Origin of the sequence: Duganella rhizosphaerae, from assembly GCF_040364205.1 — a bacterium.
Lineage (GTDB): Bacteria > Pseudomonadota > Gammaproteobacteria > Burkholderiales > Burkholderiaceae_D > Rugamonas > Rugamonas rhizosphaerae.
Map to the genome: position 1 here is coordinate 732,986 of NZ_BPWK01000001.1, position 15,890 is coordinate 748,875.

The 15,890-nt window shown below is 59.3% G+C and carries 19 protein-coding genes; 11 read left to right on the forward strand and 8 right to left on the reverse strand.

Features of this window, described 5'->3' with window-relative positions; translation table 11 throughout:
- Positions 1 to 324 precede the first annotated feature (324 nt).
- The 9 genes from RUGAMON1_RS03240 to RUGAMON1_RS03280 all read left to right on the forward strand — a co-directional run bounded on the left by RUGAMON1_RS03240 (position 325) and on the right by RUGAMON1_RS03280 (position 5,496).
- Positions 325 to 555 (forward strand): hypothetical protein, encoded by a 231-nt coding sequence (locus RUGAMON1_RS03240; RefSeq protein WP_445229136.1) that lies wholly within the window; start codon positions 325 to 327, stop codon positions 553 to 555.
- A gap of 40 nt (positions 556 to 595) precedes the next feature.
- The gene (locus tag RUGAMON1_RS03245; protein ID WP_445229137.1) at positions 596 to 919 is read left to right on the forward strand and encodes a colicin immunity domain-containing protein; all 324 of its coding nucleotides are present in this window, start codon (positions 596 to 598) and stop codon (positions 917 to 919) included.
- A gap of 56 nt (positions 920 to 975) precedes the next feature.
- Positions 976 to 1,800, forward strand: a complete 825-nt coding sequence (locus RUGAMON1_RS03250; protein WP_445229253.1) for a DUF695 domain-containing protein — start codon at positions 976 to 978, stop codon at positions 1,798 to 1,800.
- 99 nt (positions 1,801 to 1,899) lie between these two features.
- Positions 1,900 to 2,109 carry a hypothetical protein gene (locus RUGAMON1_RS03255; protein WP_445229138.1) on the forward strand — a complete coding sequence of 70 codons (210 nt, stop codon included), beginning with the start codon at positions 1,900 to 1,902 and terminating at the stop codon, positions 2,107 to 2,109.
- 318 nt (positions 2,110 to 2,427) lie between these two features.
- A complete protein-coding gene (locus RUGAMON1_RS03260; protein ID WP_445229139.1) occupies positions 2,428 to 2,628 on the forward strand; it encodes a hypothetical protein in 201 nt (66 codons plus the stop codon).
- 89 nt (positions 2,629 to 2,717) lie between these two features.
- Positions 2,718 to 3,281, forward strand: a complete 564-nt coding sequence (locus tag RUGAMON1_RS03265) for a DUF4303 domain-containing protein (protein WP_445229140.1) — start codon at positions 2,718 to 2,720, stop codon at positions 3,279 to 3,281.
- A gap of 554 nt (positions 3,282 to 3,835) precedes the next feature.
- Complete coding sequence (locus tag RUGAMON1_RS03270) at positions 3,836 to 4,111, forward strand: hypothetical protein (protein WP_445229141.1); 276 nt, start codon at positions 3,836 to 3,838, stop codon at positions 4,109 to 4,111.
- A gap of 80 nt (positions 4,112 to 4,191) precedes the next feature.
- On the forward strand, positions 4,192 to 4,611 hold the full coding sequence (locus RUGAMON1_RS03275) for a hypothetical protein (RefSeq protein WP_445229142.1): 420 nt from the start codon (positions 4,192 to 4,194) through the stop codon (positions 4,609 to 4,611).
- A gap of 171 nt (positions 4,612 to 4,782) precedes the next feature.
- Positions 4,783 to 5,496: a hypothetical protein gene (locus tag RUGAMON1_RS03280; RefSeq protein WP_445229143.1), complete on the forward strand. Its 714-nt coding sequence runs from the start codon at positions 4,783 to 4,785 to the stop codon at positions 5,494 to 5,496.
- Positions 5,497 to 5,579: 83 nt separating this feature from the next.
- On the opposite strand, the gene RUGAMON1_RS03285 is transcribed toward RUGAMON1_RS03280, so the two are convergent.
- The 8 genes from RUGAMON1_RS03285 to RUGAMON1_RS03320 form a co-directional block, all read right to left on the reverse strand.
- Entirely contained in the window at positions 5,580 to 6,281 is a 702-nt protein-coding gene (locus tag RUGAMON1_RS03285; RefSeq protein WP_445229144.1) for an ABC transporter ATP-binding protein, read from the reverse strand.
- Positions 6,274 to 6,987: an ABC transporter ATP-binding protein gene (locus tag RUGAMON1_RS03290; RefSeq protein WP_445229145.1), complete on the reverse strand. Its 714-nt coding sequence runs from the start codon at positions 6,985 to 6,987 to the stop codon at positions 6,274 to 6,276. The genes RUGAMON1_RS03285 and RUGAMON1_RS03290 overlap by 8 nt, the downstream gene beginning before the upstream one ends.
- Complete coding sequence (locus RUGAMON1_RS03295) at positions 6,980 to 7,834, reverse strand: branched-chain amino acid ABC transporter permease (RefSeq protein ID WP_445229146.1); 855 nt, start codon at positions 7,832 to 7,834, stop codon at positions 6,980 to 6,982. The genes RUGAMON1_RS03290 and RUGAMON1_RS03295 overlap by 8 nt, the downstream gene beginning before the upstream one ends.
- 164 nt (positions 7,835 to 7,998) lie before the next feature.
- Complete coding sequence (locus tag RUGAMON1_RS03300) at positions 7,999 to 8,871, reverse strand: branched-chain amino acid ABC transporter permease (protein WP_445229147.1); 873 nt, start codon at positions 8,869 to 8,871, stop codon at positions 7,999 to 8,001.
- A 6-nt stretch (positions 8,872 to 8,877) separates the two neighbouring features.
- The gene (locus RUGAMON1_RS03305; RefSeq protein WP_445229148.1) at positions 8,878 to 10,032 is read right to left on the reverse strand and encodes an ABC transporter substrate-binding protein; all 1,155 of its coding nucleotides are present in this window, start codon (positions 10,030 to 10,032) and stop codon (positions 8,878 to 8,880) included.
- Between the two features lie 18 nt (positions 10,033 to 10,050).
- Entirely contained in the window at positions 10,051 to 11,592 is a 1,542-nt protein-coding gene (locus RUGAMON1_RS03310) for a class I adenylate-forming enzyme family protein (RefSeq protein ID WP_445229149.1), read from the reverse strand.
- Positions 11,592 to 12,746 carry an acyl-CoA dehydrogenase family protein gene (locus RUGAMON1_RS03315; protein WP_445229150.1) on the reverse strand — a complete coding sequence of 385 codons (1,155 nt, stop codon included), beginning with the start codon at positions 12,744 to 12,746 and terminating at the stop codon, positions 11,592 to 11,594. The genes RUGAMON1_RS03310 and RUGAMON1_RS03315 overlap by 1 nt, the downstream gene beginning before the upstream one ends.
- Before the next feature lie 49 nt (positions 12,747 to 12,795).
- On the reverse strand, positions 12,796 to 13,122 hold the full coding sequence (locus tag RUGAMON1_RS03320; RefSeq protein WP_445229151.1) for a flagellar basal body rod C-terminal domain-containing protein: 327 nt from the start codon (positions 13,120 to 13,122) through the stop codon (positions 12,796 to 12,798).
- A 141-nt stretch (positions 13,123 to 13,263) separates the two neighbouring features.
- Between RUGAMON1_RS03320 and RUGAMON1_RS03325 the strand changes: the two genes are divergently transcribed.
- Both RUGAMON1_RS03325 and RUGAMON1_RS03330 read left to right on the forward strand, forming a co-directional pair.
- A complete protein-coding gene (locus RUGAMON1_RS03325; RefSeq protein ID WP_445229152.1) occupies positions 13,264 to 14,145 on the forward strand; it encodes a substrate-binding periplasmic protein in 882 nt (293 codons plus the stop codon).
- A gap of 91 nt (positions 14,146 to 14,236) precedes the next feature.
- The gene (locus tag RUGAMON1_RS03330) at positions 14,237 to 15,871 is read left to right on the forward strand and encodes an OFA family MFS transporter (RefSeq protein ID WP_445229153.1); all 1,635 of its coding nucleotides are present in this window, start codon (positions 14,237 to 14,239) and stop codon (positions 15,869 to 15,871) included.
- The last annotated feature ends 19 nt before the right edge of the window (positions 15,872 to 15,890 follow it).

Sequence of the window (15,890 nt, forward strand, 5' to 3'; positions counted from 1 at the left end):
GCCCGTCGATATGGGACGCCAGGCACAGCAGCTGTATATTTTCGTTTAAAGACGAGAACTGGTCGGTAGACACCAGCGTTTGGAAAGACGACGCTACCGTTAGCCTCTGTCTCCGCAAGTTTCCAGGAAATCACCGGCCAGACAGTCTAAGGGTTGAGATAAACTGTTTAGCGTTGCAGGCAAAGGTGCTTATGCCCGCGGCAGTTGTGGCCATTGAAGACCTTGAAAGTGCTTTAGATAAAGCGTTGAAATTTGACCGTTGACTCTTGAGAAGAGTGCGGCAACGTTCGGCCAGCAGCAACCCCTTCCCAACCTTGCGATACCATGAATACTGATTTAAACGCCTCTGAATTCGACCAAATGATTTCACTTCGGGATGCTTACCGTTGCATGGAAGTGTTCGTCGAGGCATATGTCGCTCGCGGCGACGGAGCTGTTTCCGAGTTCTTGGATTTCTACGTCAGCACGGCTGCCGATGGGCTTGCCAAAAATTCTGGTGCACCAAGAGACTTTTTGAATGCGTTTCGTGCGGCTCACCGTGATGAACGCTGCTAGCGGCCAATAACCGACGTTCGTCAGTGACAAGAAGACCTGAATGGAAATGACATATCTTCGCCACCAGAAGATTTATCAGGACGCAATGGCACAATTCGTTCAAGACGCGCTGTCGGCTGATGAGTTCATTATCCGTTTTATGCAGCAATGGCGTTTGGACCGGGATGCTCTATGGGAGCATATTAATGCAGGTAAGGCCAGAGTCGTTGACGACCGTGTGTTTTGCGAAATCATGGATCAAGTTTTCACAGCATGTGACTGCTACTCGCCCGAACCGTCATCTCCACCAGACATATCGGCGGCTCAGCTCAAATCCGAGGTCAGAGAGAGTTACCAAAGGTGGTGGACAGAACCAGGCGCATAACGGCTGTAAGCAGTCAAACACGCCGCCTCCTTAGCGGAATATGATAAGTGACAACGATGACAGAAGATTGGGATTTCTATTTTTGTACTGTGGATGACAAGCTCGCCTCGATCTATGTGGATCTGGGGACCATCAAAATGTTGCCAATTGAGACGCATCCTTTTATGGCCTACGTGCGCTTGACAATGGTTACCCCCCGGGAGGATGGCATGTCGAGCAGCGAAGAGTACGACAAGCTCATTGCGGTTGAAGACGCACTGGAGACTTTGTGTTTTGGCGGCGAGGTGAATTATGTGGGGCGCTGCACTTCGGACGGACACCGTGATTTTTATTTCTACATTAAGGACGGAATTATTTGGCAAGATCGCGTCGCCGAATGTTTGCGTGCTTTCCCCGACTACCAATACGAAATAGGTAGCCGTGAGGATTCAGCTTGGTCGACCTACCTCTCTTATCTGTACCCCAGCGATGCTAATCGCCAGTCTATTGAGAATCGCCGCGTCTGCGTAGTACTGGAGCGTAATGGCGACAAGCTGCTCGTTGCCCGGGAGGTGGATCACTGGGCTGAATTTGCTGACGTGGCTGGAAGGGACTCATTTGTCGCGGGCGCAGTCAGGCTCGGCTTTGCGGTGCGTGCGCTCACAACGCGTGAAGACGATGGAAAGTTCTGCGCTCAACTTTTCCGCAGTGATATTCCAAGCATGAACGGAATTGACGATGTCACTTTGCCCTTGTATAAGCTCGCCCAGGAGTGCGACGGGAATTATGACGGGTGGGAGTCCGTCGTTGTACGCTCCGATCCGAAGGTGGGGGACAGTGTTCCGGCCGAGACTTTTGCTACGCGACTCAAGAATGCGTGCCGGACCTTTATAGGGATGTGACACTGATATCCCAGTGTTTTAATTTGGATGGCGTCAGAGTTCCGATGTCGGCCAGCAACTGCCGTTCGCTCGTCAGTAAAAAATTTTGCAAAGGGTTATATGCTCGATCAATTCCTTTCAACAATTGAAGAAGTTCAAGCAGACGGCGCGGTCGTACTCCTGAAATGGGATGGGCAGCGTGTGGCCAATCGATACACGGTGGTCATTACTAAATCCGATGTGGACTACGTGTGGCGTCAGGATTGCGACGATATGGCACAAACACTTCAGGCAGCATTGACCGATTACAAAAAGGCGCAGGGCTTGTAGTACTCGTCGCTATCGGCCACAACCGGACATAAAAATTTGTGAGGTTAGGAATGCACTTCGCTACGATGTTAAGTATTGTAGGTTCGACTGTTGCGATGGCCAGCTTTGCTTGGCAAAAACAATGGCTGCCCTCGTTGATTTTCGCCTTTTCGCTAAGCTACACAATCTTCGATAAGGTATTTCCGGCCCTTCTACCTGAGCATTTGGTTACCGGGTTGTCCGTCATCTCTCTGGTCTTAGCGATGATTTTTTGCTGGCAGACTTTTTCTCGCAAAAGAGACATCTAGCGGCCACGCGGCCAGTGTTTTGGAGCAGAAGATGGACCGAAAAAATATGCAGCGTTACATCAATATTGTGACCATCGTTCTGGGATTGGTCATTGCTGGCGCGGTGGTGTGGGAGTTGCTCTTTCCCGGCTCTCGCCTGGCTAAAATTACCGGTTTCATTGCGTTCGGTGCGCTTTGCATTTTTCTTCGGACTGTTCCGCCAAAATTTTTAATTCCGAAGCCGAAGAAGTAGAGTGCGAACTTCTGGCACCGGCCAGAAGCCGCCCCTCGACTTTATAAGCTTTTGAGTCCACAAGTGGGTAAAGGGATAGGAGATACTATTTGAACATCAATGAAGTGAACTCGTTGCTTGAGGAAATCCAACCCGCGTTGGTTGCGGCAGTAACGCACGATATCGAGAAGCACGTGGCAAGGTTGGCAGCAATCGGCAGGGAGTTTTACGGATACGCGCTTCTTCTAGGTGAGTCCCACGACATGCGTGGTGTCGTTGTTGTGACCAATAGCGAAAGTGATATCAAGGTCCCAGTCTCAGACAATCTGTATCGTTACCACCGGTTCTCTGTGGACGAATGGACGAGTTGGGAGCGCGACGAATTCGGCAATACTAATTCCGTTCTGGTAGAGGCGAACAAGCTCTTCCAATCGCAGCATTCGCGTGAGCATGATAGTTTCCTGATGGACGAATGCGAAGTTGCGTTCGTTGGCGGATTGTTGGAATCATTGGTCAACGGCCTTGAGGCAGCAAAAAAGGCAGGAGCATTCGGCGACACAGAAAAGTTCCTGGTTGTATGGATTTCGGATTCAAACGTGCCAATTATGTCAGAGTCGGCGAAACGCCTGAATTCGGCTACGGTCGCAGCTGAATTTACGGAGGAGTTCGGATAAAAGGTGTCCGATGGCTATAGCCCCAATCAAGGTGTGCCTAGAGAGGTACTTGTGATGTACTCGAAAGAATTCAAGGTGTTTAGACGCTGGAACAGAATCGGCGTCGCTTCGTTTGTCTGCACTGTAGTGTGCTTTTTTGCTAGCAAATGGATAAAGTCAACTAGTGGGGTTAGTGATCTGATTCCGCTGCTTCCTGCTGTTATTTTTGCGTACAGTCTCATGCGGGTAACCTTATTCCGATGCCCAAGATGTGGAAAGCCATTTTCTCTGACGTTGAGATATGGAAAATCTACAGGAAGAAATTGTGCACACTGCAATCTCGCTTCAGAATTCTAGCCGAAGGGCTTCGTAGTTTTGCGCGACTTCGGTACAGGAGCAGTTCGGCATTCTCAAATGCGATTGTCCGATGTTGGATGAATTTGGTAAATAAATTTGAAGGTCCGAGTTAGGGCGGCTTCAGTCTAAAGTGAGAATTCGTGAGTTTTGCTGATTGGCAAGCTGCTATCCTGAACGCCGTCGGCCGAGTTCGGCCAAGAGCTGCCCTTCAAGATCATATGAGCATACATACTTCAACCGGATGGATTCTCCTCGCGCTCGCCTTGGTGGCGCTTGCCCTTGATGCAATCGCCATGCGAAAAGTATTGGCTTCGCCATTTTACGAGCCTGCGCAACGGTGGGCACAAGCTGCTTTTATCTTGCTTGTGCCAATATTAGGTGCTTACCTAACCTGGTACTTGGCGCGTGAGCACGTTCCACTCTTCCAGTCGCCGCCAGTCGATCATGTTAAGGATATTGACCCTACCTGCGGAGATATTGATTATCATGGATGAAATTGCAGATATGGCATTCGGCCAGAAACGGACGACGTCGTATTGCGCAACTGCATGAATAAACAACCTTAGAAGGCTACATGAAAATAATATTTTTTATTTCGTTATTTTTTATTTCAGAAATGGCATTTTGCGCAGACGAAATTACGCTGCCAGCGGAAGGTTTTTCCTCGGCCGAAAGTATTCGAAATTGTGAATCCCAACTAGCCAAGCTGGAAAAATATCAGAAAAAAGTGAGAAAAACTACAAATGGTTACACGAAAATCGATCCGAACTCAGATTCATTTATCTATGTTTTCACCACCTCATCTGAACCAGCGCACCCGGCCATGATAAAAATTACACTACATCGCATGGCTGATGTTCGACATCCGGCGCCCAGTGAAATAGAGACTTTTGGTTCGTACGCTGGTAAGGAGAAGGATTTTCTCGCGTGGGGGAACCGCGTTACATATGAGCTAGGAAGAGGTTTTGGAGATGCGGTAAACGGCAATAAGTAGCCTAGCTTTAAATATGATGTGATTGCCACAATCGGCCAAAAGAGACTTCCAGGAATGGCAGAACGCCTGAACTGACCCTATGCATACTTATGCGTACTAATGCCTCGAGAACTGCCCCTAATTCCACTCGTTGATTTTTCGTCTGTTTGATCAACTATAGGATCTTTTAATATGTACGAAGACGACAAGGATAAGGTTCGTCGCAACCTAGTGGCTTTGAGTGGATTCATCCTTGTCTCCGCATATCTCGAGCTGAAGTTGCCGAATAAAGTATTTGACGTTCAACTACCGAAAGAGACCAACAAGATATGGGTTGTGGTTTTGGTCGTCTTGGCCTATGCGTTTTGGCGGTTTATTCATACCGACGACGCGCGTAAGGCACGGTCGAGCATTGCCTCTCAATATGCCGATTGCAGAACCCAGGTCTTTAATTTCTTGATCTTTCGAGACTTGAAGCGGGTGTTTCACGCCAAGCCGCCACGATGGATCAATGCCGCTCCAATTGAGGCCAGGATGGAGCAAGAGCGAAATAGTGGCCAGTATCAATATGTCCGAGTTACTGCGCTTGTGCCAAGTAACACGCGGAGGTGGCCACATAATGGATTCGAGCAACGGAGCGGCTCGACAGTGATAGATGTCAAATTTGCGTTTCTGTACACTCCAGAAATGGCGGGTCATGATGCAATATTGCACAACTTTGAACAACAGGCTTCGACAGGCGTCGGAGAACTAACGTTTACGTTCCCCCGATGGATCGAATTTTTTGTAACCTTGTCTTCAATCGTGATTTTATTGGTGCGTAGCGAGATTATTCCCGAAGTTATAATTCCATATGGTATGGCTGTCGGTGCAGGAGTGATCACACTGACTCGGGCACTGAGCTGATTATCTTCACGAAGGTCCGAGTTGGGGCGGAAACCGCCGGTCGTCTGATGTAATGCGTCAAATCAAATCTGAGGAATTCCACTTCAACGGGCGAAGTAAAGGTCGTGGAGATGCTGGAGCTCGACTTCGGATGCCGATTGGGACAGGGCGACGCGCCCACTTTGCATCAGGTAGACGTGATCCGCCGCGGCCACCGCGCGTTCGGTGTTCTGTTCAACCAGGATGATGGTGCGGCCGCCGGCCTTGAGCCTTTCCAGTATCTCGAACAGTTCGTTGACGACCAGCGGCGCAAGGCCGAGCGAGGGTTCGTCGATAATCAACAGGCGTGGGTTGGACATCAGCCCGCGCGCCATTGCCAGCATCTGCGCCTCTCCGCCGGACAGCGATCCGGCCAGTTGCGTGCGGCGTTCGCGCAGGCGGGGGAACATTTCGTAGACTTCTTCCAGCCGCTGCTTCATATGGGCACGGTGCGATTTGTGGAAGGCGCCCATGATCAGGTTTTCTTCCACGCCCATGTCGCGGAAGACCATGCGGCCTTCGGGGATCATGGCGATACCGTGGTCCGCCATCTCCCACGTTGGCGTGCCGTTCAGGCGCTGGCCGTCCAGGCGGATCTCGCCGGCGCTCAGCGGCGCCAGTCCCATGATCGCGCGCAGCAGCGTGGTCTTGCCGGCGCCGTTCGGGCCGATGATGGTGGTGAGCTTGCCCGCTTCGGCCTTCAGCGATACATCCCACAGCACGTTGATCGCGCCATAGCCTGCGCGTATCTGGTCTACTTCAAGCATGCGCCGCTCCCGTGTAGCTGCGGATGACTTCCGGATCGTTGAACACTTCGTCCGGCGTGCCGTCCGCGATCAACTGGCCGAAGTTGAGCACTACCACGCGCTGGCACAGCGAGTTGATGGTCTCGATATCGTGTTCGATGATGACGATGCCGACACCGAAGCGCGCGTGCATCTCCTTCAACATGCCCATGAAGCGCCGCTTGCCGCTGGTCTCCAGTCCGGCCAGCACTTCATCCAGCAACAGCAGCTTGGGCGTGGTGGCCAGCGCCTTGGCCACTTCCAGCGCTTTGAGCTCGGTCAGCGCCAGCTCGGTGGCGGCGTCACGATCGGCTTTGTCGGCCAGGCTGGTGAACTCCAGGATCTCGTCTATCTTGTCCTCGTCGACCTTGCCGGTGCCGAAGCGCTGCGCCACTATCAGGTTCTCGCGCACCGTCAGTTCATGCATTGGTTGCGGTATCTGGAAGGTGCGGCCTATGCCCAGCCGCGCGCGCCGGTAGATGGGCGTGCGCATTACGTCGTGGCGGTCGAAGCGTATCGTGCCGCCGGTCGGCCGCACCAGACCGGAGATGGCGTTGAACAGCGTGGTCTTGCCGGCGCCGTTGGGGCCGACGAGTCCGACCACGTCGTGCGTGCCGACCGTCAGGTTGACCGCGTTGACCGCCGTCAGGCCGCCGAAGCGGACCGAGAGATTGTTCAACTCAAGCATGGTTTTTCCTTCGCAGCAGGGCAAGCAGGCCGGTGGGGCTGAAGATGATCATCGCCACCAGCAGCCCGCCCAACACCAGCTGATGCCCGGTGGGTATCAGCGACTTGAACACCAGTTGGTCCAGCAGGTACACCACCAGCGCGCCGACCACCGGCCCGGCGATGCTGCGGTAGCCGCCGAAGATGGCGGCGACGATGGGCACCGTCACCCACACGCCGTTGAAGGCGTAGTCAGGTTCGAGGAAGTTGATGTAGTGGGCGTTGAACGCGCCCGCCACGCCCGCCATGAAGGCGGACACCATCAGCATCAGCCCTTTGAGCAGCGTGCTGTTGACGCCGACCACGCGGGTGGCGTCCTCGCTGTCGTGCATGGCGCGCAGGGCGATGCCGTAGTAGCTGGCGCGGATGGTGCGGTAGGCCAGCGCGAACAGCAGCACGATGGTAAGTATCACCAGGTAGGCGCCGGTTTTGCCGCTCATGTCGTAGCCGAAGATGGTCGGCAGCACCGGGATGTTGGCGATGCCGCCGGAGCCGCCGGTGAGCGAGCTCCATTCGGTGGCGAGGATGCGGAAGATGTGGGCGTATGCCAGGATGGCCAGCGCGAAGTAGGGGCCGCGCAGCCGCAGCACCGGCAGCATCGCCACGGACGCCAGCAGCGCGCCGACGCCGCCCAGCGCGATCCCCGCCAGCACCGGCACGCCCAGCTTGACGGTGACGATGGCCGATACATAGGCGCCCACGCCGAAGAAGGCGCTGTGGCCGAAGCTGACCATGCCGCCCATATTCCCCAGCAGCGCCCAGGACAGGGCGACGCAGCCGATCACCATGGCCGCGACGATCAGGCTCATGACGTAGTTGTTGGAACCCAGAACGGCGGGAACGACCAAATATGCAGCTGCGATCAGCAAGCCGTAGACTAGCCTTGCAGACTTCGATTGAGCGCCAACCCGCAACCCGGACGCCGGGGTCAGACCCCGTACGGGGTCTGACCCCTCCCTGCCGCCGTGCGGGGTCATCCGCGCCTCCGGGCCGCGCCCATCAAGCCATTCGGCATCACCAGCAGCACCAGCAGGAATAGCGTCATGCCGGCCAGTTCCTGCAAGGCGGAACTGGCCAGCGTGACGGTCAGCGCCTCGGCCACGCCGAGCAGCACAGCGCCCAGCAGCACGCCGGGAATCGAACCTATCCCCGCCAGCACGGTGATGATGAAGGCCTTGACCGTCAACGCGCCGCCATACGCGGGCTGGATCACGCCATAGCTGTACAAGGCCACACCCGCAAATCCGGCCAGCATGCCAGCCACGATGAACGACACCAGCTCCGTGCGTCCGGGCGCGATGCCCATCAACTTGGCGGCGTCGCGGTTGCTGGACACGGCCCGCAGCGCGCGCCCATACCAGCTGCGCGACAGCCACCACCACAAGCCGCCCATCAACACCAGGCTGACCACGAAGAAGATCAACTCGCTGCGCATGCTGTACAGCGGCCCGACCACGAAGGCTTCCTGCAGCCAGCTGGAACTGGTCGAGCGCACGTCGGCCTTCCAGATCAGCAGGATCAGATTGGTCAGGATCACGCCGATGCCGAAGGTGAGTATCAGCGAATTGATCTCCCTGTCCTTCTTGATGCGGCTGACGACCCAGTACACGCCGGCCGACGTCGCGCCTACCACGACCACCGCGACCGGTATCGCCCACGCCGGATTGAGCCCCAGCCCCGACTCCACCGAGTAGGCGATATAGGCCGCCAGCAGCACCAGCTCACCGTGGGCCAGGTTAATCACCCGCATGGTGCCGAACACCAGCGCCAGTCCCAGCGCGATCAGCGCGTAGGAGCCGCCTTGCAGCAGGCCGGAATACAGCGCCTGGAGTATCAGTTCCGTCACGGCGGCTTACCAGGGCAGGCCTGGATACACCATCTTGCCGGTCGCCGTCTCCTTGGGCCAGACGATGACGATGTTCTTGCCCTGGTGCTGGCCCATGCGGTGCACGAAGTTGGGATTGTCGCCGTTGGCGCCGAACTGCACCCGGCCGATCAGCGTTTCGCGGTCGGTCTTGCGCAGCTCCTCGGCCACGCCGCCTTTCTTCACTGTGCCTTTGTCGGCGGCGCGGGCGATGGCTTCGAACAGCAGCGACGCCTGCACGTAGCCGAACTGGCCCAGGTAGTCCGGCTCCTTCTTGTACAGCGCCTTGTAGGCGTCGGCGAAGGCCTTACCGTCCGCAGTGTCGAAGACGGCGGGGAAGGGCAGCAGCGCGGTGCCGTACACATTGGGCATCAGGTCCGGGAACTCGGCGGCCATCTTGGGCGTGGCCAGCGACCACACACCGATCATTGCCTTGACCGGCGGCTTGAGCACGCGCGCGGCGCGCAGGATCCCGACGTAGTCGTTCTCGTAGCCGACCATCAGTATCGCCTCCGATTTGTCCTGGAGCTTGATCTTGTTGATGATGGGCTTGAAGTCGGTGATGGCCGGATCGAAGGAGTGCGTGGTGACCTTGATGCCCTTGGCGGTCAGCGCCTTCTGCACCGAGGCGGTCAGGTCGGACGTGGCCTCCTTGGTCGAGAACACGATGGACACGGACTTCGCGCCCATGTCGGCCAGCAGTCCCAGTACGGCTTTTTCGTAGCCTGCGGTGTTATTGATGCGGAAGAAGTTCTTGCGGCCGCTGTTGACCAAGCTATCGTCCACGCCGCCGGAGGTCATGTAGACCAGCCCCAGTTTGTTGGCCGCATCCGACGCCGGCGAGATGTTGTTGGAGCCGTAGCCGCCGGTGATCGCCACCGCGCCCTGGCTGGCCAGCTTTTCCACCGCCGCCACCGCCTTGGCCGGCGCCGATTCGTCGTCGATGGTGATGATCTTGATTTTGTGCTTGCCGTTGGTCTTGTTGAAGACTTCGGCGGCCACCAGCACGCCTTCCTGCATGCCCGAACCCACGCGGGCCAATGCGCCGGTCAGCGGCAGTTCCGCGCCGACGGTGAATTCCTCGGCGCGCGCGCCGCTTGCCAGTGCCATCGCGATCAGTGCCGCGATTGTCGTGTTTTTCATGCTGGTCTCCCGTTGTGGTTATTTTTGTGCCAGTTGCCGCAGCTGTCCTTTCAATATCTTTCCGGTTGCCGCTGCGGGCAGGGCTTGCATTGCGATGATCTCGGATGGGCATTTGTAAGGCGACAGCAGGCCCGCCAGGTACTGCTGCAATTCTTCGGGCGTGACGCGATGGCGCGGATCGATTTCCACGAAGGCGACCACTTCCTCGTTGCCGTCGGCGGCGTTGCGGCCGACCACGGCCGATTGCGTCACCGCCGGATGGGCGTTGAGCACCGTCTCCACTTCCAGCGGATAGACGTTGAAACCGGAACGGATGATCAGCTCCTTGGTGCGGCCGACGATGAACAGCGCGCCGTCCGCATCCTGACGCGCGACGTCGCCGGTGTTGAGCCAGCCGCCGTCGCGCATGGCCGCCGCCGTCAGTTCTGGCTCGCGGTAGTAGCCGGCCATGATGTTGGGGCCGCGCACCCACAGTTCGCCGTCGGCGCCGGGCGTTACGTCGTCGCCGCCGGCGTCCACCAGGCGCAGTTCGACGCCGGGGATGACCTGGCCGACCGAGGCGTCGTTGCGCGGTTGGTCGAGGCGGGTCTGGCTGACGGTGGGCGAAGTCTCGGTCAGGCCGTAGCCGTTGTGCAGCGGCAGGCCAAACAACTGCTGCACCTGCGCCTTCAGGCTGGGCGCCAATGGCGAACCGCCGGCGTAGATGAAGCGCAACTGGGACTTGATTTGTTCGCCAGCGCCCAGGGTCTCCAGCAGGCGCGCATACATGGCGGGTACGCCTTGCAGGATGGTCAGGTCGTCGTCGCGGATCGCCTTCAGCACGGCGTCCGGCGAGAAGCGCGGGCACAGGTACAGGCAGGCGCCCGCGTACAGGGTGCCCAGCATGACCGAGGCCAGGCCGTAGACGTGGGTGATGGGCAGCACGCCGTAGGCGCGGTCGGTGGGCGTGAGGCCGCGCAGGGTGCTGGAGACGGCGGCGATGAACAGCAGGTTGCGGTGCGTGAGCATCACGCCTTTGGGCTGGCCGGTGGTGCCGGTGGTGTAGATCAGCGCCGCCACCTGCTGCGCCGAGTCGGCGTGCACCGGCTCCGGCGCGCAGTCGGGATTGAGCGTGCCTATCATCCACGGGCCGAACGGCGAGGGCGTTAGCACGGCCGCATGGCGCTGGCCGTGGGCGGCGGATTCCGGTGAAGTGGGCGTCGACAGGTAGATCACGCGCCGCGCCCCGCTGTGACCGCGGATCTGGTCCACCTCGCGCGCGGACAGCCTGCCGTTGACGTTGACGATCCACGCGTCCACCTCGGCGGCGGCGAAGATCAGCGCCACCTGCGCCGCGCAGTTTTCGCCGACCACCATCAGACGGTCGCCGGGCCGCACTTGCAGTGCGCGCAGCAGGGCGGCGGTTTCATCGACGGCCGCCGCCAGTTCGGCGTAGGTCCAGTGGCGCGCGCCGTCGTGCAGCGCCCACGCCTGCGGCGCGCGTTCGGCCCAGCGGCGCGGGATGCCGCTGAGGCGCTCGGGCAGCGTCGCCAATATGTGGGCGGTGGCGATGGCCTCCATCAGGCCTCGGCCGCCTTGATCATGTTGCGGGCGATGACCAGTTGTTGGATCTGCGAGGTGCCTTCGTAGATGCGGAACAGCCGCACGTCGCGGTAGAAACGCTCCGCCGCGTACTCCGACATGTAGCCGGCGCCGCCGTGGATCTGCACCGCGCGGTCGGCCACGCGGCCGCACATTTCGGAGGCGAACAGCTTGCAGCAGGAGGCTTCGGTGGAGATGTCCTCGCGGTTGTCGCGGCGGCGGGCGGCGTCCAGCACCATGCTGCGGGCGGCGTAGATCTCGGCCTTGCTGTCGGCCAGCATGGCCTGGATCAGCTGGAACTCGGCGATGGGCTGGCCGAACTGCTGGCGCTCCATCGCATAGCGCAGCGCGTCATCCAGCATGCGCTCGGCCACGCCGACGCAGATCGCCGAAATGTGCAGGCGGCCTTTGTCGAGCACCTTCATCGCGGTCTTGAAGCCCTGGCCTTCCTTGCCGCCGATGATGCTGGTGGCGGGCACGCGGCAGTTCTCGAAGATCACGTCACAGGTGTGGGCGCCTTGCTGTCCCATCTTCTTGTCGTTTTTGCCGAGCGAGATGCCGGGCGTGCTGCGTTCGACGATGAAGGCCGAGACGCCGCTGGGCCCCTTGCGGGTGCTGTCGGTGCGCGCCATCACGGTGAACACGCCGGCCTCCGGCGCGTTGGTGATGTAGCGCTTGGTGCCGTTGATGATGTAGTGGTCGCCGTCGCGCACGGCGGACGTGGCGAGCGAGCCGGCGTCGGAGCCGTATCCGGGCTCGGTCAGCGCGAAGGAGCCAACCACTTCGCCGGAGGCCATGCGCGGCAGCCAGGTGTTCTTTTGTTCCTCGGTGCCGTCGATCAGGATGCCCTGCGAGCCGATGCCGTTGTTGGTGCCGAACAGCGAGCGGAAGGCGGGCGAGGTGCGGGCGATTTCAAACGCGGCCAGCACTTCCTCTTCCATCGTCAGACCCAGGCCGCCGTATTGTTCGGGGATGGACAGGCCGAACAGGCCCAGTTCGCGCATCTGCGCCACCAGCGCGGGAGGGATTTCGTCGGTGTCGGCCACTTGCTGCTCGTGCGGCACCAGTTGTTCACGCACGAAGCGGCGGATGCTATCGAGCAGAATGTTCAGCGTTTCCTGGTCTCTTATCATGGGTCTCCCTCTTCGGCAGACTTCAATGTGCCGATTCGGCCAGACCCTGTCAAGCTTTGGTATTGATTAGGGTGCCGATATTCTGGTCGGCGGCCTGGATCACCTTGGCCGACAGATCGAATTGCGCCTTGTAGACCAGCGAGTTGGTGGTCTCGGTGGCGAGGTTGGTGGCGCTGGGCGCGTCCGCCGCTTGCAGCTGCTGCGCCTGGAAGGAGATCGACACGCCGCTGCCGGCCGGGGCGCTTTCCTTGAACACGGCCTGGGTCGGCTGGAAGCCCTGGGTGCCGAGGTTGGCGATCGCGTGCGCGCTGTTGCCCAACGCCCGTTCGGAAGCGTTGAGACCGGTGATTCCTGAGCTGAGTGCGGCGATGGCCATGATATTTCCCTTCGGCAAGTGTTGAAAGTGTACACCCGTGCGCCTCTGAATGCACGTGTTTGATTAAAAATTCAGCAGACTTGACGCCGCCGGGCAACTGGGTGACTATTGTCATGGAGATACTTTGGTGGAACTGGAGATATGTCTACGCTACGCCGAATGCTGTGCGCCTGCCTGATGCTGCTTGCGGCCGAGTCTGTGCTTGCTGCGGCGGCCGAACCCATCCTGATCCACTATCCACGCGCCGAGAGCATCGACGACGAGCGCGGCGAATACGGCCTGGCGTTGTTGCAGCTGGCGCTGGCCAAGACCGGCGCCCAGTACCGGGTCGAGCTGTCGCCGACCCGCATGCAGCAGAACCGCGCGCTGGTGGAGTTACAGTCCGGCTCCGGGCGCATTGATATCATCGGCACCATGACTTCGATCGAGCGCGAGGCCGCGCTGCTGCCGGTGCGGATCCCGATGACGCGCGGGCTGATCGGCTGGCGCATCGGCCTGGTGCGCGCCGACCACAAGGATTTGCTGCGCGACGTGCGTTCGCTGGAGGACTTGAAGCGCTTCAGCACGGCCCAGGGGCATGACTGGCCGGATCTGGAGATACTGCGGCATAGCGGGCTGAAGGTGCATCCGGTGGCCGTGTACAGCGGCCTGTTCGGCATGCTGAACGCCGGCCGCATTGACTGGACGCCGCGCTCGGCCAACGAGATCTGGGCCGAAGCGGCGCACCATCCCGAACTGGCGATCGATACCCACATCGTGCTGCACTATCCCACCGCCGATTATTTCTTCGTCAACCGCAACAACCCGGCGCTGGCCGAGGCGGTTCGGCTAGGCCTGGAGGCGGCGCTGGCCGACGGCAGCTTCGAGCAATTGTTTTATCTGCATTACGGCCGCCTGCTGCGCAACGCCAGGCTCGAGCAGCGCCTGATCATCCAGCTTCCCAATCCTTTGCTGAGCCCGCAAACCCCGCTGGCCCGCAAAGAACTGTGGTTTTCGTTAGACGATTTGAAACGCTATCCATAAGACAAGTCACTAGCTTTATGCTACGCTCCCGCCCTTAGTTGTATTTGGGAAACATGTACTCAAGTTACATGAATAAAAAGGGGCTTTTCATATGGCAATTTTTGATTTTCTGGAAAAGGAGCGGACGGTAGCGGGGTCCGGCTTCAATCGTTGGCTGGTGCCGCCTGCGGCGCTGGCGATCCACCTGTGCATCGGCATGGCCTACGGCTTTTCCGTGTTCTGGCTGCCGCTGTCGCGCGCGCTCGGCATCAAGGAAGCGCTGGCCTGTCCGGCCGACATGGACTTGATGGCCAAGATCCTGTCGTCCACCTGCGACTGGCAGATCTCGATGCTGGGCTGGATGTACACCATGTTCTTCGTCTTCCTCGGCCTGGCCGCCTGGCTGTTCGGCGGCTGGCTGGAACACGCCGGTCCGCGCAAGGCCGGCGTGGTGTCGGCGCTGTGCTGGTGCGGCGGCCTGGTGATCTCGGCGCTGGGCGTGTACCAGCATCAGATCTGGCTGATGTGGCTGGGCTCCGGCGTGATCGGCGGCATCGGCCTGGGCCTGGGCTACATCTCGCCGGTGTCGACGCTGATCAAATGGTTCCCGGACCGCCGCGGCATGGCGACCGGCATGGCCATCATGGGCTTCGGCGGCGGCGCGATGATCGGTGCGCCGCTGGCCGACAAGTTGATGAAGTTCTTCGCTACGCCCGACTCGGTCGGCGTGTGGCAGACCTTCCTGGTGATGGCGGCGATCTACTTCGTCTTCATGATGGCCGGCGCGCTGTCGTACCGCGTGCCGCCGACCGGCTGGAAACCGGCTGGCTGGACGCCGCCCGCCAAGGCCAGCGCCAACACCATGATCACCAGCCGCCACGTCCACGCCAGCAAGGTGTGGGGCATACCGCAATTCTGGCTGGTGTGGCTGGTGCTGTGCCTGAACGTGACGGCAGGTATCGGCATCCTCGGCATGGCTTCGCCGCTGCTGCAGGAGATCTTCGCCGGCCAGCTGCTGGGCGTGAATGTCGCGTTCAACGACTTGACGCTGGCGCAGAAGGGCCAGATCGCCGCCATCGCCGCCGGCTTCACCGGCTTGCTGTCGCTGTTTAACATCGGCGGCCGTTTCGTCTGGGCCTCGTGCTCGGACTTCCTGGGCCGCAAAGCCACCTACGGCATCTTCTTCGTGCTGGGCATCGCGCTGTACGGCCTGATTCCATCGATGGCGCATGGCGCGCAGCTGGCGTTGTTCGTCGGCTTCTTCTGCATCATCCTGTCGATGTACGGTGGCGGTTTTGCAACGGTGCCGGCCTACCTGGCCGATTTGTTCGGCACCCAGATGGTGGGCGCGATCCACGGCCGCCTGCTGACCGCGTGGTCGATGGCCGGCGTGTTCGGCCCATTTCTGGTGACGTACGTCCGCGAGTACCAGATCGCCCACGGCGTGCCGAAGGCGCAGGCCTACGACATCACCATGTACGTGCTGGCGGGCCTGCTGGTGATTGGCCTGCTGTGCAACCTGATGGTGCGCCCGGTGGCCGACAAGCACTTCATGAGCGAGGCCGAACTGGCCGCCGAGAAGAAGCTGGCGCACGAGCGCGACGCCGCCGCATCGAGCGGCACGGTGGTGGCGTCGAACGGCGTGACCAGCCCGGCGGCGGTGGCTTTCGGCTGGCTGGCGGTCGGCATTCCGCTGGCGATCGGCGTGTGGCTGACGGTGCAAAAAGCGGCCGTGTTATTTAAATAACGCAGTAGAATAAGGCACC